General features: G+C 60.1%; 18 protein-coding genes. 5 read left to right on the forward strand and 13 right to left on the reverse strand.

Annotation, left to right across the window (positions count from 1 at the left end; genetic code table 11):
* The 7 genes from BV908_RS20100 to BV908_RS20125 all read right to left on the reverse strand — a co-directional run.
* Nucleotides 1-1,046, reverse strand: a 1,046-nt coding sequence (locus tag BV908_RS20100; protein WP_103738593.1) for an IS5-like element ISDisp1 family transposase, incomplete at its 3' end; no start/stop codon positions are given.
* Between the two features lie 71 nt (nt 1,047-1,117).
* Entirely contained in the window at nt 1,118-1,633 is a 516-nt protein-coding gene (locus BV908_RS22330) for a hypothetical protein (protein ID WP_146052301.1), read from the reverse strand.
* 1 nt (nt 1,634) lies between these two features.
* Entirely contained in the window at nt 1,635-3,545 is a 1,911-nt protein-coding gene (locus BV908_RS20105; RefSeq protein ID WP_103739049.1) for a DEAD/DEAH box helicase, read from the reverse strand.
* A 5-nt stretch (nt 3,546-3,550) separates the two neighbouring features.
* Nucleotides 3,551-4,882, reverse strand: a complete 1,332-nt coding sequence (locus tag BV908_RS20110; protein WP_146052302.1) for a hypothetical protein — start codon at nt 4,880-4,882, stop codon at nt 3,551-3,553.
* A gap of 6 nt (nt 4,883-4,888) precedes the next feature.
* Nucleotides 4,889-5,353, reverse strand: coding sequence for a BglII/BstYI family type II restriction endonuclease (locus BV908_RS20115; RefSeq protein WP_103739051.1), 465 nt, complete (start codon nt 5,351-5,353; stop codon nt 4,889-4,891).
* Nucleotides 5,350-6,324 (reverse strand): site-specific DNA-methyltransferase, encoded by a 975-nt coding sequence (locus BV908_RS20120; protein ID WP_210434046.1) that lies wholly within the window; start codon nt 6,322-6,324, stop codon nt 5,350-5,352. Before BV908_RS20120 ends, BV908_RS20115 begins: the two co-directional genes overlap by 4 nt.
* 209 nt (nt 6,325-6,533) lie before the next feature.
* Nucleotides 6,534-7,745 (reverse strand): site-specific integrase, encoded by a 1,212-nt coding sequence (locus tag BV908_RS20125; protein WP_246867560.1) that lies wholly within the window; start codon nt 7,743-7,745, stop codon nt 6,534-6,536.
* A gap of 890 nt (nt 7,746-8,635) precedes the next feature.
* Here BV908_RS20125 and BV908_RS20130 point away from each other — a divergent pair.
* Entirely contained in the window at nt 8,636-8,788 is a 153-nt protein-coding gene (locus tag BV908_RS20130) for a DUF3096 domain-containing protein (RefSeq protein WP_011805007.1), read from the forward strand.
* Nucleotides 8,789-8,794: 6 nt separating this feature from the next.
* Here the strand turns inward: BV908_RS20130 and BV908_RS20135 are convergent, their stop codons facing one another.
* Together BV908_RS20135 and gloB are read right to left on the reverse strand one after the other, a co-directional pair.
* Complete coding sequence (locus tag BV908_RS20135; RefSeq protein ID WP_103739053.1) at nt 8,795-10,309, reverse strand: transglycosylase SLT domain-containing protein; 1,515 nt, start codon at nt 10,307-10,309, stop codon at nt 8,795-8,797.
* Nucleotides 10,306-11,085 (reverse strand): hydroxyacylglutathione hydrolase, encoded by a 780-nt coding sequence (gloB, locus tag BV908_RS20140; protein WP_103739054.1) that lies wholly within the window; start codon nt 11,083-11,085, stop codon nt 10,306-10,308. Before gloB ends, BV908_RS20135 begins: the two co-directional genes overlap by 4 nt.
* Here gloB and BV908_RS20145 point away from each other — a divergent pair.
* Both BV908_RS20145 and rnhA read left to right on the forward strand, forming a co-directional pair.
* Nucleotides 11,084-11,863, forward strand: coding sequence for a methyltransferase domain-containing protein (locus BV908_RS20145; protein ID WP_103739055.1), 780 nt, complete (start codon nt 11,084-11,086; stop codon nt 11,861-11,863). The two genes, gloB and BV908_RS20145, sit on opposite strands and share 2 nt — an antisense overlap.
* Nucleotides 11,864-11,899: 36 nt before the next feature.
* The gene (gene rnhA / locus BV908_RS20150; protein WP_015913473.1) at nt 11,900-12,346 is read left to right on the forward strand and encodes a ribonuclease HI; all 447 of its coding nucleotides are present in this window, start codon (nt 11,900-11,902) and stop codon (nt 12,344-12,346) included.
* Nucleotides 12,347-12,372: 26 nt separating this feature from the next.
* Here the strand turns inward: rnhA and BV908_RS20155 are convergent, their stop codons facing one another.
* From BV908_RS20155 to moaA, 4 genes are all read right to left on the reverse strand, one after another.
* Complete coding sequence (locus BV908_RS20155) at nt 12,373-12,708, reverse strand: thioredoxin family protein (protein ID WP_103739056.1); 336 nt, start codon at nt 12,706-12,708, stop codon at nt 12,373-12,375.
* An 82-nt stretch (nt 12,709-12,790) separates the two neighbouring features.
* The gene (gene glp / locus BV908_RS20160; protein WP_103739057.1) at nt 12,791-14,149 is read right to left on the reverse strand and encodes a gephyrin-like molybdotransferase Glp; all 1,359 of its coding nucleotides are present in this window, start codon (nt 14,147-14,149) and stop codon (nt 12,791-12,793) included.
* 26 nt (nt 14,150-14,175) lie between these two features.
* Complete coding sequence (gene mobA, locus BV908_RS20165; RefSeq protein WP_103739058.1) at nt 14,176-14,811, reverse strand: molybdenum cofactor guanylyltransferase MobA; 636 nt, start codon at nt 14,809-14,811, stop codon at nt 14,176-14,178.
* Between the two features lie 60 nt (nt 14,812-14,871).
* The gene (gene moaA / locus BV908_RS20170) at nt 14,872-16,008 is read right to left on the reverse strand and encodes a GTP 3',8-cyclase MoaA (RefSeq protein ID WP_103739060.1); all 1,137 of its coding nucleotides are present in this window, start codon (nt 16,006-16,008) and stop codon (nt 14,872-14,874) included.
* A 146-nt stretch (nt 16,009-16,154) separates the two neighbouring features.
* On the opposite strand from moaA, the gene BV908_RS20175 reads away from it, so the two are divergent.
* Both BV908_RS20175 and BV908_RS20180 read left to right on the forward strand, forming a co-directional pair.
* The gene (locus BV908_RS20175) at nt 16,155-16,838 is read left to right on the forward strand and encodes a type IV pili methyl-accepting chemotaxis transducer N-terminal domain-containing protein (RefSeq protein WP_246867561.1); all 684 of its coding nucleotides are present in this window, start codon (nt 16,155-16,157) and stop codon (nt 16,836-16,838) included.
* A gap of 313 nt (nt 16,839-17,151) precedes the next feature.
* Nucleotides 17,152-18,626, forward strand: a 1,475-nt coding sequence (locus BV908_RS20180) for a hypothetical protein (RefSeq protein ID WP_146052208.1), incomplete at its 3' end; no start/stop codon positions are given.

Below are 18,626 nucleotides of genomic sequence, written 5' to 3' on the forward strand. Positions count from 1 at the left end.
CGCACAAGGTTGTAGGTGGCAAAGCACAGCAGCGCCTGGCCCGTGAGCTTGGCCTGACCGATCAGCTTGGTCTTTGCCAGACCACCGACGGTCTTGATCCAGCCAAAGGCCTCTTCGATGCGCTTGCGCACCTTCAGGCTGGTCTTGTAGCCCTCGTGCCGTGTCACTCGCGCATCCACCGCCGAGTGTTTGTCCTTGGCCGCCACGTGGGGCGTGACTTTGAGCTTTCTGCAGCCTTTGATGAAGGCCTTGCTGTCGTAGCCCTTGTCGGCACCGACCGTGGCCCGTTTGTTCCTGTTGCCCCGACGCTCCAACATGGCCAGCGCCGCCTCGCGCTCGGCCGTGCCGCTGGCGTGGGTGATCTCGACATCCACGATCAGCCCGTTGCGGTTCTCCATGAGGATGTGCCCCATGTGGCACAGGCGGGATTTGTCGCCCTGGCTCTTCTTGAACAGCCGGGCATCGGCGTCCGTGGTGCTCTCGTGGGTGTCGTTGCAGCGCTCCTGCCCCTTGAAGTCCACCTCGGGGTTGCGCCCAGGCGGCGTGCCGCTGTCGTCGTCTTTGCGCTTGAAGCTCTTGTGCGAGGCCCAGGCGTCAATGAGCGTGCCGTCCACGCTGAAGTGCTCGTCGCTGGCGAGCTTGCCCCACTGGGCACTGAGCTTGACGCGCTCGAAGAAGGCGCGGGCGAGGTCTTCGTTGAACAGACGTTCGCGGTTGGCGCTGAAAGTGGAGTGGTCCCAGACCTTGTCTTCGATGTTCAGGCCCACGAACCAGCGGTACAGCAGGTTGTAGTTGATCGCTTCGACCAACTGGCGCTCGCTGCGGATGGAGAACAGGATCTGCAGCAGCAAGGCCTTGAGCAGCATCTCCGGTGGCACCGATGGGCGGCCACGGCGGGCGTACACCGCTTCGAACTCGCGGTTCATGGTTGCCAGCAGCGCATCAACCACCGCGCGCAACTTGCGCAGCGGGTGTGCCTGCGGCACGCGCTCTTCAAGGCTGATGTAGCTGAACATCGCCCCCTGGAAATCTTGACTGCCTCTCATCGTCCTCGTCTGGGTCGTTCACCGATGGCTTCAGATCGTAGCGGCCAACGCGGGCGTCGGCGGGGGATTTTTCAACGGCCTGCTAGACGCGCAAGGCGTTTGCGTTCAAACGCTAGCGTCAATTGCTCGGCTTCCCGGCCTTGCTGAAGTTTACTGTCGTTCTCTCTAGCGCGTGCGACCTGTGCTAGTCCGTCCCACCACGCAAGGACTTCGGCCGTCGGCATATCAACGAACAAGCCAGCCGCCTCGAAGCATTGCGCTTCGTTCGGATTCAATGCTGCCCTGAGTCGCTCTCGACCTAGTGGGGCAAGCCTTGTCCACCATGGTCGATGCCGTTTGACGACGCTGGAGATGGTCTCCCGAAACAGGGGAGCAATATGCTCATGGGTATATTCGTTAGGAATGAGTGTGTATAAAGTTGTCGCCGCCCCGTAGTCATGATGAGCATCGTCGGCGGATAGTCGACGCACGGCATGTGCCGCCTCGGGAATGGGAACATTCGGGTGAATTGCCGCGTATCGACGGAGGGCAACCAAACCCCAAAATGCGCTCATCGTTAGAAGCGGTTCATTGCTCGCCTCAGCCACTTTATGGCTCCTCGTCTACGAACTGCGGTTCGCGTCCTTCAAGTTCGGCGATTAAATCGACGAGATCTGCAAGCTCAATACCGTAGTTGACAGGGTCTACTGAATTCTCTTCATCTAGCGCGATTTCGTGAAGATCAGGGTCATCTAGCAATTGCTGAAGATTGCGGAGTTTGTTCGCAAGGCGGCGGCTGACAGAGTAGTCTATGCTGCCAATGCCTTTCGGGGCAACCGTTTGGAAAATATGAATATTGGTTTCGACATCTGGCGGTAGGCCAAGTCGATGAATACGATCGATCGATTGAAGATAGTGCGTCGTGTTATAGCTTCGATCTAGATAGATTGCGTCATGGCAAACTTTGTGAAGACTGATGCCCTCGCCCGCGGCGGCAGGATTGGCAATAATGACTGAGCAAGCGGCATCCTCGTGAAACCGCTTTATCCGATTTTCACGCGTATCGGCTCCTTCTTCTTCGCCTGTTGGTATTGCACCGTACAAACTCACTGGATTTAGATCGGCGAGCATCACTTCAAGCTGCAGGATCGTGTCTGTAAAAATCGTCCAGATTACGCTCTTGCGGCCATTTCGCGCTAACGTACGCGCAAGGGCGACTACATCTCGCATCTTACGCGATGGCCCCTCTTCAATCACCTTGTCAAGGATTCCCGAATTGATTGTTTTAAGGTTGCCATCCTCTGACATTGAGCGCAAACCCACCACCGGATTGACGGATAACTGAAGTAACGTCATTACTGACCGCCGCGCCTTATACACGTCGAAGCGGCTTTCTGTCTTTAGTGAACTGAACTGCTTGAGCGCTTCGCTACGCACTATCGCGTACAGGGCTTGTTGACCCGGGTTCATCTCGGAATGGATGAAGTGACGCTTAGGCTTTTTGAGTCCGAGTTCTTCTTTTGTAGTTCGGACATACAAGTTCCCTAATACCTGGCGGGGTTGTGAGCCTTGTCCGATCTTTAGACCCAAACCGGAACCGGGCCAAAGAAAGTCGAGCTGCGATTGAAGATCGGATGGAGCCTGCGGCATAGGGGTGCCGCTCAATATGTCGCGCCTTACCGGCAACGAAGAGATATTTAATAAAATTGAACCTCGCTGCGAGCCCATCCCCGCTTTCATTCGGTGTGATTCGTCAAGAATAAGGTGCACGGGATGGCGCGAGAGGTGCGAACTTATGAGGCTAGAAATGCGCACCAACTGGTCATAGCTGATGAGGAAGCGTGTGGCACCACTGTTCAACAGCGAGCCGATCGTTTCAACCCCCGTTGAAAGCAGGGTGAACGGCTCTGTGCCGTGCTCGGGGGCATCCGCTTCCATACAGTCGCGCACAACTTCCTGCCAGGCAAGGAAGGCATTTTTGGGGGCGACAACGAAGAGATGCTGATTCGGCTGACGTGTCAACAAATGCAGCGCGAACGTCACGGTGGTCTTCCCTGCACCAGGAACAGAAAAGTTGGCACCATTACCGAGCGCCAGCAGGTGCGCAAGGTCGCGAAGCTGAAAATCCGTGAGCTTTCGTTTAGCCGGACTGAAGCCTAGGGTCGCGAGGCGGTCGGCAATTTCCTGCGGCGTCAGCGTGAGAGTCAAGGTGCCTCTGCCAGCCTGCACAGCTTTATATTCCCGCAGGAATTGGGCAACACGCTCCTGAGCCTCACCGAGTGGCCGAAATGCAAAATTCTCAGCGCGCTGTAGTGGTGCAAATTCGCGCAGCAATGACAGCAAGCTTGCCCATGGCAGGTCGAGATGATTGGGGCCGATATCGCAGTCCGTTTCGATCGCCAACGCGCGCTGAACGATACGATCCCAGATCGCGGTCATACCCTTCTCTTGCATTGTGAAGGCTCCCCGCACCGGGCCCGCACGGTATGAAATTGAGATTTCAAGCTTGCTTTGGGCCATGGGCGTTATATCCCTGGTGCAGTGGAAGTGCGTGCGCCAGCACGCATGCGAGCTATCTCGGCCTTCAACTTTTGTGTAGTGAGTAGGATGCTTTCAAGTTGGGCGTCAATAGCACCATAAGTATCTGGGTCAGCATTAGAAAAATCTACCTCCAGAAGTTTGGTGTTAGCATCCTTGACGGCTTTCAGGGCTGCCTGACCACGCTTCTGATCCTGTTCAGAAGCGCGAATGCTCTCGCACACTGCGATCAATTCCTGAGTGACTTCCTCCCGTCGCGACTGATCATCCATAACGTCGATCAACGGCTTATAGCTGGAGCCTTCACTTTCGTCATCAATATCGATTGCGAGTTGCTCATCCTTATCGCTGCTGGGAGGGGGCGGTTGGTTTAGATCGACTCCGAGCCTACTAGCTAGCGCCTCGGCAACATCAGGCGCCTTCTTGCCGAAGCTGAAGTTGAATGCATATGCGCGAGTCCCTAGGCTGCTGGAGTTGTCCTGAATCAAGAACGCGATACGCCGGCTGATTTCAAGGTGTTCACCCACTTTATCTTTCAGATCCCGAGCCATGTCGCCAAATAATTGCTTACCACGCTCGACTAGCTCATAATCTTCCGGCTGACCTCTCCAATCTTTTAAATATACCTCGGCGTGGCCAAGCGCCTGCAGCATAGCCATCACTTCTCGAATATCCTTGCGCATGTCGCGCGTGATCTCATCGCGCGTGAATCCGCTCTGCATGAGATCCTTAATCGTTAAGGCCTCGTTTACCCACGTGTAGGCGAGCTTAGTTTCTGGTTGCATCTGCAACCGAACTTCTATTTCCTTAATTTCTTTGTCTGAAGCCGATGCCGGAAGCACCATGCAATTTATATGGGTAAATTCGGAGTACTTGCTGTCGCCCGCTGCATATAATTCACGCATAGCCGATAAGCGACGGTTGCCATTGACAACAACACCTGAGCTGGTGATTAAGATGGGTTCAGTCTGTTTTCCTTCCTCCAGCACCTTGGCGATCGGCATAATTGAAGTCGTCCCCTCCTTTGAGAACGCATCCAGCAATTCATGCTGCGCCTGCTGCGCATCTTGGTTTTCCTGTCCGTTGGAAAAAAAGGTGGCACTACATTGATGTAGTCGGATGTATTTTAGCTGCTCGGTGCGTGTTCGCCCGTTCGCCATGCGATAAATCGGCAGTTCAATCGGGACTCGGATTACTGGCAGCTGCTGCACAGAGTTTTGGTACTCGTAAAACGCTGCACGATCTGTCGTCGCAGAGCAGCAGCTAGAAATCTGTTCGATGCGCTCATGCTTTGGAATAACGCGTATTTTATAGACCATTTTTTCCTACTCGAAAGCTACTACAAGAATTGGAACCGTAATGATACGATCGTATAGTTCGAGTTCACCACATAGCCGCTCGAAATTCGCAATATTGCTACCAAGTAGACTGGCGCCGCTGCGCGTCGGCACAGCCAGAGCTGCCGCCTCGATCTTGTTACTATTGAAGAGGTATTGCAGCTTCAAAAGATCGTAAAAGACCCGACTGATATTTCCAGTCTGCAATTGAATCGCAAGATCGCCTCTCCGGCTGAAAATCGTAGCGCCGGCCAGATTGGGTGCGATATAGAGCTCTTCAGACCAACCTTCTTTGGTCAGCTCACTTCGAATGTGCTCTCGAATGGCGGGCGTCGCGTGAGCCTCCAGTCTGATAGCGGGAGCGTTAAAGGCATCGGTTAGCCACTCATCAAGCTCTCGCTTCTCCCATTCGACATTCCCGTTGCGATGTGAATACCCCTCGATGAAATTCATGTAGTCTCTCTTAACGTAGGCTCATAAACTGGCTTATTCATGGGACGAACACGTAGCTTGCCAGCCTGTAGTTGTAGGATTCGCTCCTTAGCAATATTTATGTACTCTGGAAGAATATCGCAGCCATATGCTTTTCTTTTGTGCATCAGAGCAGCAATTGCACTGCTGCCAACGCCCAAATACGGATCAAGCACCGTATCCCCCTTGTTGGTAAGAGCAAGCACCAAGCGTTCAACTAACCCTACTGGAAATTGGCACGGATGGTCAAGCTTTTCAACGTGATTTGCTTTGACATTTGGAATGTCCCATACGTCTGCTGGATTCTTCCCGAGTGGGTTGCCAGAGAGCTGGCCTTTATTTGGTCCTTTGAAGTGTTTTTTGTTTGGATACTTCGACGGAATACGCACCTCATCGAGGTTGAAAATATAGTCATCGCTCTTTGTAAACCAAAGGACTGTCTCGTGGCGTCCTGAAAATCTATTTTGACAATGTAGGCCATGTCCAAAGCTCCAAACAATGCGGTTTCGGAGCTTGAGGCCATGAGATTTAAAGAGTGGGTACAGCAGGATATCTAGAGGGTAAATTTCGTTGCCGTCTACGTAGTTTCCGACTTGCCAGCAAATTGATCCGGTCTTACTCAACAGGCGAACCGCCTCTCCAATTGTCTCGCGTTGATTTTCGATGTATGCCGTAAGCGGTTGTTTTGACTCGTATTCTTTTCCAATGTTGTACGGAGGTGATGTAACAATTAAATTCATGCTCTCGTCGGCGAGTGTGCGCATGAAGGCCATATTGTCTTGACAGGAAATATTCGCATCTTCCAAATTTAAAGATACGACCGAAGCATCACTTCTTTTTTTGGTATTTTGGGCGATTACTAACTTTTTTGGCGTGGTGGAAACTGATTCCTCGATGGAATTTTCAAATAGATCAAATCTCGAATTGAGGCGGCTTGCCTGACTACTTTTCATAATTTTCTAACAATCATTTCCTGTATGCTCAACTTTTTCAATTAAGCAGGTCAGGTTCTGTCGGCGTCTATATTGGAGGCACTTCGGCTGAAAATTCATAACTTCAAAGCATTGTAGATCTATTTGCTCTGGTGTCAGCATACGGGAGACAAGACCTCGCCCAAGCGCTACATTGCTTCTTTGCACTACGCGGTACTGGCTGAACTAGCCTACTCTCGCTGCAAATTTGCCGCGTCAAAGATGGATCCGACGGCCTTCTCCATCGCTTCGCGCACAGGGTCAATCCACAGCCTGTCATACGTCTTTGTCGTGTCCAGAGACTTGTGGTTGAGCGATTTGCCGATGATCGATAGGTTCGCTCCACTGCCTGCCATCCATGCTCCGAAGGTGCGCCGCAGGTCGTGAAGTCGCACGTCTTCGATGCCGGCTTTCTTGCGAACGGTTTCCCAAGCTCGCTTGGGCTCAACCAGATGGCCTTTGGCTCCGGAGCTGGGGAACACGAACGGACTGTTAACGGCGTTGGGGTCTGCCTTGCGCTCTGCAAGAACCTCCAGGGCCTGCGGCAGCAGGGGGATGATCTGCGGCTCGCCGTTCTTGGTTTCGGGGATCATCCATTCCTTGCGCACGAGGTTGATTTGATCCCAACGCATCGCGAGTACGTTGGAGCGGCGCGCCCCGGTGATCAAGCTCATCTTGATGTAGTCGCGGGCCACGGGATTTCTGCATTCGTCCACTGCACGGAAGAAGGCTGGAAGCTCTTCACGGGTCAGGAATCGCGAACGTTTGTTTTCCTTGTGCCTTCTGACGCCGCGGCAGGGGTTCAATCCATCGTAAAGCTCTGCTCGGATGGCCTCGCTGAAAACGCTGCTGACCAAGGCCAGCACGCGGTTGGCGGTTATGGGGTGCGTTTCCGCGATCTTGTTGAAGACGGTCTTGATTTCGCCGATGCCGATCTCGGACAGGCGGCGCTTTGCGAGGTTGACGCCGTACTTCCGGTCGGACAGGTACTTGGTGAACTTGGCCAAGTCCTCCTTGTGCGTCTTCTTGCGCGGCTTGCTGTGCTGCTCGTAGAACAGCGCGAACATCTCGCCGAAGGTGATTTCCGCGCGCTGCTGGCGCTTCTTGTCGGCTGGGTTGCTGCCCAGAGCCACCTTGCCGTTATGTTCGATGGCCTTGGTGCGCGCTTCGTCCACCGTGAGGTCGGTGGTGCGGCCGATCTTGATGCGCTCAGGGCGGCGGTTGATCTTCTTGTATAGAACGTAGGTCTTGGCGCCGCTGGCGCCGACACCGACAGCCAAGCCGGGCACTTTCGTGTCGTAGTAATACTTCCAGCCGGACTCCGGGATCGGAAGGTTTTCGATGCTCGCCTTGGTGAAGTTGATGCGGTTGGTGGAGCTTGTCATGGTGGTCAGAACCGTCATGGCAAACGACCATCGGATGGACTCTTGGTTGCTACCGTATTGCTACTGCGCAAGCGAATTGCTACCCCATTGCTACCATCAGAGTCGATTTCGTGTGACGGATGAAAACTTGGTTGATTTAAAATTTGCATTATAAATCAACAGGTTATGACGATTATTGACAGTCCATGACCTAGCGTGATGCTATGCTTTTTGCGTCTTTTAATCCGTTGGTCACAAGTTCGAATCTTGTACGTCCTACCAAGTTTCAAAGGCTCTGTAGCGATACAGGGCCTTTTTTGTTTTTGCTTGGCCAATTGTGAGGGTAGGGGTGCGCCAACGTTTTGCCTACCAATAGCTCCATGATCAGCATAGCAGGCACCCATGAACTGGCTGCTTACCCTTGTCGCTGTGCTAGCGATGAGTGGTACAGCGTCGTTCTACTCCACGGTACGAGTTTCAATCAGTCCGGGAACAACGGGGCACTTCTAAAATGCCTCGACGTTCATCCACATTTCCAGCCATGAAGACTCTGCTTGCCATTGCGGTTGCTGCATTCACGCTTTCCGGTTGCGCGGTCTATCACGACCATTACGACAACCGTGGAGTGGGTCCCAAGAGCCACCCGCACGGGTGCCCTCCCGGTCAGGCGAAAAAAGGCAACTGCTGATGTGACGCCGCGCTTCGCGCCGTATCGGACCTTTTTTGGGAAAGCTCGGTGTGGCGCAAGAGGGGGCAAAAATGCAGGCCCCCGGCCCTCTGCGGCAGATTACGGCGTGCCCAGGCGTTGGTTCGGTCGGTCAGGGCGCGCCAAGTGCGCCTTGCGCCCCGGGATCACCGCTAAAGTAATGGGCTAGGCGGCGCGCACAGCGCGAGTGCTTTCCTTCCTCCCGCATCCCGGCAAAGTTCCCATGACACTTCACCTCAGCATTGGCCCCCTGGTTTCCCTCATCGCAGGCATCCTGATTCTGATCATGCCCAAACTGCTCAACGTGATCGTTGCGCTGTACCTGATCGTGATGGGCATCCTCGGCCTGTTGGGTATGCACACGCTGCGTTTCTAGCCGGGCTTACCGTTTGCGTTTCGACGGTGTGCCGCCCTTGCGTGCGGGCGCACCGGCCTTTGCCGAGCGGACTGTCGCCAGGCTGATGGGTTGTTTCGCGCTGGTGCGTGCCAGCGATGTCGCGGCAAGCCGCACGGGCAGGTACATCACGACCTGTTCTCCGGGCTTGAACTTGCTGGAGGTCTTCACGTCGTTCCAGTCGGCAACGTCTGCGGTGCTGACCTTGTAGCGCCGTGCGATGCTGGCTACGGTGTCGCGCTTGCCCGCGCGCACCGTGGTGCGCCGCGTCACGATTTCAGGCGTGAAGCTGACTTGGCCGTTGTCGGCGAGATGGCCCGGGACGTCTGCGCGCATGGTGGCTGCGCGGGGCACCATGAGGGCCGAGCCGGCTTTGATCATCATGCGTGGTGGAATGCCATTCACCTGACGCAAATCGTTTTCGCTCATGCCCGTGCGTTGCGCCGCGGTGGAGACGCTCATCGTGTTGGGCACCGTCCATACCGTCCAACTGGCGTATTGGCCTTCGGTGTAGGCCTCCAGATTCTTGCGGAACACCTGGGCGTTGTCCCAGGGCAACAGGATCTGCGGCATGCCCGCCGCAAGGATCACGGGCTTGTGCAGCGACGGGTTCAGGGCGCGGAAATCCTCGATGCGTACGCCGGCGAGACTGGCTACCAGGGTGACGTCCATGTCGCGCGTGATCTCCACGCTCTGAAAGTACGGATGGTTCTCGATCAACGGCAGCTCGGTGCTGAACTTGTCGGGATTGGCCACGATGTTCTTCACGGCCTGCAGCTTGGGCACGTACATGCGGGTTTCGGCGGGCATCGTCAACTCGGTGTAGCGCGTGCCCAGACCCTGTTTCTCGTTGCGCGCGATCGCGCGGGCCACGCTGCCTTCTCCCCAGTTGTAGGCGGCCAGGGCCAGATGCCAGTCGCCGAACATGCCGTAGAGCTTCTGCAGGTAGTCCAGTGCCGCGCGCGTGGACGCCAGCACATCGCGCCGGTCGTCGCGGAAGGCGTTCTGCTTCAAGTCGAAGTAGGTTCCCGTGGCCGGCATGAACTGCCACATGCCCGCGGCCTTGGCGCTGGACACTGCCTGAGGGTTGAAGGCGCTCTCGATGTAGGGCAGCAGCGCCAGTTCTGTGGGCATGCCCCGGCGTTCCAGCTCTTCGACGATATGGAACAGGTACTTGCTGGAACGCTCGGTCATGCGCTGCATGTAGTCGGGGCGCGTGGCATACCACTGTTCCCGGTCGCGTACCAGATCGGTGTCCAGGTCGGGCATGGAAAAGCCGCGCCGGATGCGGTCCCACAGATCGGCTGGCGCGCTGACGCCAGCCACTGTGTGGCCGCTGGCGGCGCTCGCCGTGATGGGCTGCAATGGCCCCGACGGATACAGCGGCGTATGGCTGGCAGTAGTGGGGTCGGTGGTGGATGCGGCGTTGTCCGTAGGGGCAGTGGTCGCGCAACCGGTCAACCACAGCAGGCTTGCCAGCCCCAGGATGTGCAGAAGTCTCATCGAAATTCGTTTTTCCATTGGCGCAGCGCGGCCAGTACGGCCGCAGGTTCGCGCGGGTCTATGAGGGCGTCGAAGCCGTGGGCGGCTTGGGCTACCGTAGCAACGCGCGTGCGCAGAAAAGGGTTGATGTCGCGCTCGATGGCAATGCGCGACGGCAGTGTGGGCTGATCCGCGCGGCGCCGGGACTCGCATTCGGTGATGTACTGGAGTAGCGCAGCGTTATGGGGTTCCACCGCGCGGGCGAACTTCAGGTTGGACAGCGTGTATTCATGGGCGCAGCATACGCGGGTGTTGCCGGGCAATGCGGCCAGCGTATCCAGCGAGGCCTGCATTTGCGTGGGCGTGCCTTCGAACAAGCGGCCGCATCCACCCGAGAACAGCGTATCCCCGCACAACAGCAGGGGCTCGCCTTCCATGTCCGCACAGTAGTAGGCGATATGCCCCGCCGTATGCCCCGGCACGTCCAGCACGGAAAACGTGAGGCCTAGCACCTCAAGAGTGTCGCCGCCCGACAGGCGGATGAGGGGCTCGGGCATGGGCTCCGTGGCAGGGCCATACACGGTTGCGCCCGTGGCTTCGCGCAGGGCGTTCACCCCGCCCACGTGGTCGCCATGGTGGTGCGTGACTAGAATCGCTTCCAATGGCAGCCCCATGCTGCGCAGCGCCTGCAACACGGGTTCTGCATCGCCGGGATCCACAACGACCGCACGCTGCGCGTCGTACATCATCCAGATGTAGTTGTCGGCGAAGGCGGGCAATGGCAGCAAGTTCTTCATGACCGGCGAAATTATAGGTTTGCACCACTGGTTCGATACTGCCCCTGGCCGCTACCTGCTGGCCTGGGAGCAGGAGCGTTACGACGAGCTGGTGGCGGACATCTTCGGCTACCACGCGCTGCAGCTGGGCATGCCGGGCCTGCAGGCATTGCGCAGCAACCGCATGCCGCACCGCTGGCTGGCCGTAATGCCGCCGGAGTTGCTGGTAGAGCGTAGCGATGCGCAGGAGCCACCGGCGCTGCTGGCGGATGCGGTCGCGCTGCCGTTTGCCGAGGCCAGCCTGGACCTGCTGGCGCTGCCCCACACCCTGGAGCTGAGCGTGGACCCGCACACGGCGCTGCGCGAGGTGCACCGCGTGCTGGTGCCAGAGGGCAAGGTGGTCATCAGTGGACTCAACCCGCTCAGTCTGTGGGGGTTACGGCAGCGGCGATCGCGCCTGTACCAGCGCTGTGGCGCAGGGGGGCGGCTGTTCCTGCCGGACGTGGGGGAGTTCATTTCGCCCGGGCGCCTGCGCGACTGGCTGCGCCTGCTTGGCTTTGAGCTGGAATCCATGAGCTTCGGCTGCTACCGGCCCGCCGTGGCCGGCGACCGCTGGCTGCAGCGCTACGGCTGGATGGACGCGCTGGGTGCGCGCTGGTGGCCGATCTTCGGGGCCGCGTATGTGATCGTCGCCGTCAAGCGCGTGCAGGGCATGCGCCTGCTGGAGCCTTCGTGGCGCAAGGCGCCGCAGGCGGCTGCCGCGCAGGTACAGGTAGCGCGGCGCCATGGCCCGGGCTGAGGCGACGGGCCATTTTTTTATTTCTGGGAGCTATTTTTGAATCAGGTGGTGATCTATACCGACGGTGCGTGCAAGGGCAATCCGGGCCCCGGCGGTTGGGGGGCAGTGCTACGTTCAGGCACGCTGGAGAAAGAGCTGTTCGGTGGCGAATTGGGAACGACCAACAACCGCATGGAACTGATGGCCGTGATCCAGGCGCTGGGCGCGCTCAAGCGCCCCTGCCAGGTGGCGTTGTACCTGGACAGCCAGTACGTCCGCCAGGGCATCACCGAATGGATCCACGGCTGGAAGAAAAAGGGCTGGCGCACGGCGGCCGGCCAGCCGGTGAAGAACGTGGAGCTGTGGCAGCGCCTGGACGAGCTGGCCCATCAAGCGGGCCACCGCATCGAATGGCACTGGGTGCGCGGCCATGCGGGCGATCCCGGCAACGAGCGCGCCGACATGCTGGCCAACAAGGGTGTGGAGCAGGCGCTGGGCCGCTGAGACCGGGTTCTGTGCCTTGCGGGTGATCAGCCAGTGGTGGCGGTGGTGCCCTGCACCGCTTCATGGATGCTCTGTGCCGTCTGTGGGCGCACCAGCCGCGCCGTTTCGCGCCCGTCGCGCAGGAACACGAGCGTGGGCCAGAGTTTCACGCCAAAACTGCGGCCCAGGCGCTGGCCGGGGCCGTCCTCCACCTTGACGTGGCGCACATCGTCCCGGTCTTCGAGGGCCTGCTCGATGAGCGGCTGGGCGCGCTGGCAGTGGCCGCACCAGGGCGTACCGAACTCCAGCACGGTGGGGCCCAGCCACTGGTCCACCGTTTCACGCGAAGGCGGCTGAGCGAGATGGGTGGCGGCAAACGGCATGGCGGCTCCTGCAAGGATGGCGATGGGGGCAGGGTAGGGCTGCGGCGCACGCGGCCAAGCCGGCCGCCGCTGCGCGGGCGTGTCAGATCACGCCGTCAAACATCATCACATCGACCATGTCGCCAGGGGCCACGTTGCCCTGGCCGTGGTGCAGCACGATGAGGCCGTTGGCTTGCACCATGGAACTGAGCACCCCTGAGCCCTGGTTGCCCGTGGTGCGCACCTGCAGCGTGCCGTCCGCGGCCGTGGTGACCAGGCCACGCTGGTATTCGGTGCGGCCGGGTTTCTTGCGCATGGCCTCGGTGCTGACGGCGCGCAGCAGCGGCGGTGCGCTGCGTGTGCAGCCCATCATGCGCAGCAGCGCGGGGCGGACGAAAGCCAGGAAGGTGACCATCACCGCCACCGGATTGCCCGGCAGGCCGAACAGCACGCTGCTGCCGTCTGCACTCTGAATGCTTCCATCTTGATAGCTGTTAACGCTTGATGGAAGCGCGTTAGGATCGGATTTGGCTTGTAATTCGGGCCGAAGGCGGCCCACCGCCATCGGCCGGCCCGGGCGCATGGCGATGCGCCAGAACGCCACGTCGCCCAGCTGCTTCATCATGGTGCGCGTGTGGTCGGCCTCGCCCACGCTCACCCCGCCGCTGGTAATGATGGCGTCGGCCTCGGCGGCGGCACGGCGGAAGGCGGCTTCCAGCAGTGTGGGCTCGTCGCGCACCACACCCAGGTCGATCACCTGGACGCCCAGACGTGTCAGCAGGCCAAAGACCGTGTAGCGGTTGCTGTCGTACACCGCACCCTCGCGCGGTGGCTCGCCCAGGCTGAGGATCTCATCGCCCGTGGAGAAATAGGCCACGCGCACCCGGCGGTATACCGTCACTGTTTTTAGACCCAAACTGGCCACCAGACCAATAGCAGCAGGCGCTAGAAGCTCTCCTTTTGATAGCGCTACGCGGCCTTGCATGAGGTCTTCCCCCAGCAGGCGGCGGTTGTCGCCGCGGCGCAGCACGTCGGGTGCGATGCGGATGTGGCCGTCGGGCTCGGCAGTGGTGAACTCCTGCGGCACCACGGTGTCCAGCCCTGCCGGCATGATGGCGCCGGTCATGATCTTCACGCACTCGCCTGCGGCCACGGTGCCGGTCCAGGCGGCGCCGGCAAAGGCTGTGGAGCCGACCGGGCGCAGCACCAGCGGTTGGCCGGGCTGCAGTTGGGCGCCGTCGAAGGCGTAGCCGTCCATGGCCGAATTGTCGTGCGGCGGCACGCTGACGGGCGAGACCACGTCCCGCGCCAGCACGCGGCCCAGGGCGTCGAAGATGCCGACTTCTTCGGTGCTGGTGACGGGCGCGACCAGGCGCTCCAGGAAGGTGTTCACATCGGCGGCACGCAGTGCCTGCGGGTCGTAGCCCTGCAACTCGGCGGCGATCTGGTCAATGGTTTTCATGCGGTATGGGCAAGGAGGGTTGCAGCTCAGCGGTGGCCCAGGCCTTCCAGGGCGTGCAGCTCGGCCAGGGTGTTGGCGTTGTAGAAAGCATACGGGTCGTCTCCCGGCTGGTCGAACGCAACCACGGCGCAGGCGTGCTGTTCGGTCCAGCGGTCGATCTTGCGCCCGCCGCCCTGCGTGAAGCGCACCAGGCTCTCCAGCAGCGTCACGCGCAGCAGGCAAAACACCGGCTGGGTGCGCACGCGCACGGTGCCATCGCGCTCGTCGGCCTCGGGTGCCGCTGCCATGGCAATGTCGGCGCCCTCGCGCATGGCGGCCTGGGCCAGGCGTGCGGCAAGGTCTGGCGGGAACAGCGGTGTGTCGCAGGGCACGGTGAGCAGCCAAGGGGTCTCGCAGCGCTCCAGCCCTGTGAGAAAGCCCGCCAGCGGGCCTGCGTAGTCGGCAAGGCCATCAGGCCACACCGGCACTCCGAATGATTCATAGGCCGCCAGGTTGCGGTTGGCGTTGATCATCACGTCGCCCACCTGCGGCTGCAGCCGCATCAGCGTGTGCAGAGCCAGGGGCAGGCCGCGGAAGTTCTGCAGGCCCTTGTCCACCCCGCCCATGCGGGAGCCGCGGCCGCCGGCGAGGATGAGACCTGTGATGTCGTGGGTGTCGATCATGGGAAAGAAGAAGGGTGGTGAACGGCGCTCCGGGGCGGGTCCCCGCGGCGCGGCGGCGGCTCAGCCGCCGATGTAGCTCATCTCGATGCGCCGCTGGCCGCTGCCCGTCTCGGGTGGCAGGCTGGCACGCAGCTCGGAATAGCGGTCGCCGCGCCCCTGCCAGATGTGGGCGATGGCGGCGCTGATCTGCGCGTCGCTGGCATTGCCGCGCAGCAGGCTGCGCAGGTCCCAGCCTTGCGAGGCAAACAGGCACAGGTACAGCCGACCCTCCATGGACAGGCGCGCGCGGTTGCAGTCGCCGCAGAAGGCCTGCGTGACGCTGCTGATCACGCCCACTTCGCCCAAGCGCGGGTCGTGGCGACCGTCGGGGCCGGCGTAGCCCCAGCGCTTGGCGGTCTCGCCGGGGGACTGCGCGGCCAGCGGCACCAGCGGCAGCTCGGCCTGCAGCCGCGCGATGACTTCGGCGGAGGGCAGCACCTCATCCATGCGCCAGCCGTTGGTGGCGCCCACGTCCATGTATTCGATGAAGCGCAGCGTGATGCCGGTGCCGCGAAAGTGGCGCGCCATCGCCGGGATCTCGTGGTCGTTGGTGCCGCGCTTGACCACCATGTTGACCTTGATGTGCTCCAGGCCCGCCGCCTGCGCGGCCTCGATACCGGCGAGTACGTCGGCCACCGGAAAGTCCACGTCGTTCATGCGGCGGAACACGTCGTCCTGCAGGCTGTCCAGGCTCACGGTGACGCGCCGCAGGCCCGCGGCCTTGAGGGCGCGCGCCTTGCGCGCCAGCAGCGATCCATTGGTGGTCAGCGTGAGGTCGGGCACGCGGCCCTCCAGCGTGCGCAGTTCCGCCAACTGGGCAACCAGGTTCTCCAGGTCCTTGCGCAGCAGCGGCTCGCCGCCGGTGAGGCGGATCTTGCGCACCCCATGCGCCATGCACAGGCGCGCCAGCCGCGTGATCTCTTCAAAGCTCAGCAGGTCGCTGTGCGGCAGGTAGCGGTAGTGCTTGTCGAACACTTCCTTGGGCATGCAGTAGCCGCAGCGGAAGTTGCAGCGGTCCGTCACGCTGATGCGCAGGTCGCGCAAGGGACGGGAGAGCGTGTCCTGCAGCAGTCCGGTAGCGGGTGCCGCGGCCAGGAGCGCAGGGGGCTGCAGCACCTTGCTGCGCTGGTCCACGAGGGGAATGACACGTTCAGCCATGGCGAAATTGTGCCCCATCGGCGTCGTAGGGGTATGGCGGCTGCCCGCTAAATTGATGTTGATCAATTTGCTGTCACGGCAGCGACATGAGGTGCCTTTGACCAGTGTCATAGGGGGCGCGGGAGGGCGATTTGAGAATACGGCGCATGCAGAACCAACGCCCAGTCCCCACCCCTTCCTCCGTCGCCGCCTGCCGGCGCGGCCGCCGCACCGCTGTGCGCGCGCTGGCCACCGTGTTGCTGGTGCCGGCCCTGCCGCTGTCGGCCCAGGCGCGCATGGCCCTGGCCACGGCCATCAACCGCACGGCGCGCTTTCGGGCGCTGTCCCAGCGCACCGCCAAGGTCTACGGCCAGCTGTACCTGAACGTGGGTGCCGCGCGCGCCCGCGATGCGCTGGAACACACCCGCCGGCAGGTGCATTCCGGCTTTGAGGACATGGACCGCCAGAGCTGGCCGCCCGAGGTGGCGCGGCTGCTGGCGGACGTGCGCCGCAACGCGGACCGCCTGGACGCGCTCACGGCCCAGGCGCCGACGAAGGAGGGCTTTCAGGCCGTGTCGGCCCAGGCCGACCAGATGCTGGCTGCCGCCAACACCACCACCGAGGCCCTCGAGCGCCTGGCCCAGGCGCCCACGGCACGCCTGGTCAACACCGCCGGGCGCCAGCGCATGCTGTCGCAGCGCCTGGCCAAGAACTATGAGCTGTTGGCCGCCGGCCTTGACAGCCGCACGGTGCGCGAGCAGATGACGGGCGACGCCGATGAGTTCCAGCGTGCCCTCGCGCAGTTGAACAAGGCGCCCATCTCCCTAGCCGTTCTCGGAAAGAGTTGCTAAGGTAGCCCTGATTGGCCCACAATGCGCCCCAGTCAACGACTGGGGCGCTTCTTTGTCTGAGGTGAAATCGCTTCCAGGAGCGGTTTCGTCCGGCGAATGGCCTTGGCGGTTCCCTCCGACCGCCGCCGGCATCCAGGTCAACCACTGCCGGAACCCTAAGTGCGCCAACTTTGGCGTACCGCCCCACAACGAGTCCAAGCGTGGGGCCGCCGCCCGAAAGCCGGGTGGATACGCACCCGGAGACTACCGCGTTGTCGCCAGCGGTAAGGGTCAACCAAATCTGTTTTGCCACCTTTGCAGGGAAAGCTTTCCCATGCAGAGCAATCTGGCCATCGCGGAAGAGTTATTGCGAATCGGCAGATACCTGGAGCCCCAGCTTCCAACGTGTCCCAACGAGGACTGCGAGCTATTCCGCAAAGCCGAACCTGAACATAGTGGGCGGCACACAAGATTCGGAACTAACGCACACGGCACGCCGCGATTCAAGTGCGGAGCCTGTCGAAAGATATTCGTCTTTGGCGGTCGCTCGACAAAGCGCCAACAGAAAACCCATCCGAACATTGGCATATTCGAGCATCTGATGAATTCGATGCCCTTGCGGCGAATCATCAAGGTGCTGGGAATTTCGCCTGCTATTCTCTACGACCGAATCGACTTTATCCACGAGCAATGCCAGATTTTTGCTGGCGAGCGAGAGCGCGGGCTTCTTGACCGGGAGGACCTCGGCAAGAGGTATATCTCGACCGACCGACAAAAGCTCATTGTCAACTGGTCGGACCGGAAGAGCAGAAAGAACACTGTCCTCCTTTCCATCGCGAGCGCCGACCAAATAACAGGCTACCTGTACGCGGCGAACGTCAACTTCGATGGCGAGATGGATAGTGAGAAGGTCAAGGAGGAGATGACCAAATTCGGCGACCAGCGATTGGCAAAACCCTTTCGACGGTTTGCTCGGGTTTGGTTACCCCAAGACTGGGATGACGCTGCGGTACGGGCTGCCGCGAGCCGTAAGGGCACCCGACGGGCCAGCGAGGAGCCAACTGAGCTGCCTGGGGAGCTGCTCGCGGCTGTCAAGGACACCTATGACGCGGCTCAGGAGCGCGAGGACATCGAGAGCGGCGACGACCCCTCGACGGCGACCAGGGCGCCGGCCAAGGGCATGCTCTTGCACGAGCAGACCGTCATGGCGGCACATATTCAGTTCGTGACGAGATTGCTGCAGAAGGCAGAGAAACTAAGATTCTTCGTTGACCAAGAATCTGGTATTCGGGCTGCAATCTTGGTGAGCGTTCCGGAGCGCGTTCTAAATAGGACCGCAGACGCATTCTACGTAAAGGTCCTCAAGGAATTCACGGTTGACCAGAAGAAGGGGATTGTTGGCGCTGCCAAGCGGCGACTCCGGAAGGTAATGAGTGACGCCGGAGTTGACGAGGAAGAGGCCAGCTTAATCCTGGCCCTGGAAGAGTTAAGCAGCCCAACACTTATTGGCAAGTGGGGCGACCCTTGGTTTCGACATCCAATCGCGGACATGCGAGAGCCACAAAAGGGAGTTTCGTGGCTCACTGATATTGACGAACCCGAGACTGACCCGGAAAAGCGGAGTGACCAGCTTCGTCATTTTGCCCGGCTGCACCTGAAGGCGTCATTGACGGCTGTTGATAGATTCTTCATGCAAGTTCGACGGGCGCTCACGGTAGCCGAACGAGGGGTTATCAGCGCGAGCGCCGACAGAAGACTTTGGTTTGGTAAGAATGCCTATAACCCAGCGGTTCTGGTGAAACTGGTAGA

It is taken from the genome of Diaphorobacter sp. LR2014-1, assembly GCF_002916785.1.
Classification (GTDB): domain Bacteria; phylum Pseudomonadota; class Gammaproteobacteria; order Burkholderiales; family Burkholderiaceae_C; genus Diaphorobacter; species Diaphorobacter nitroreducens.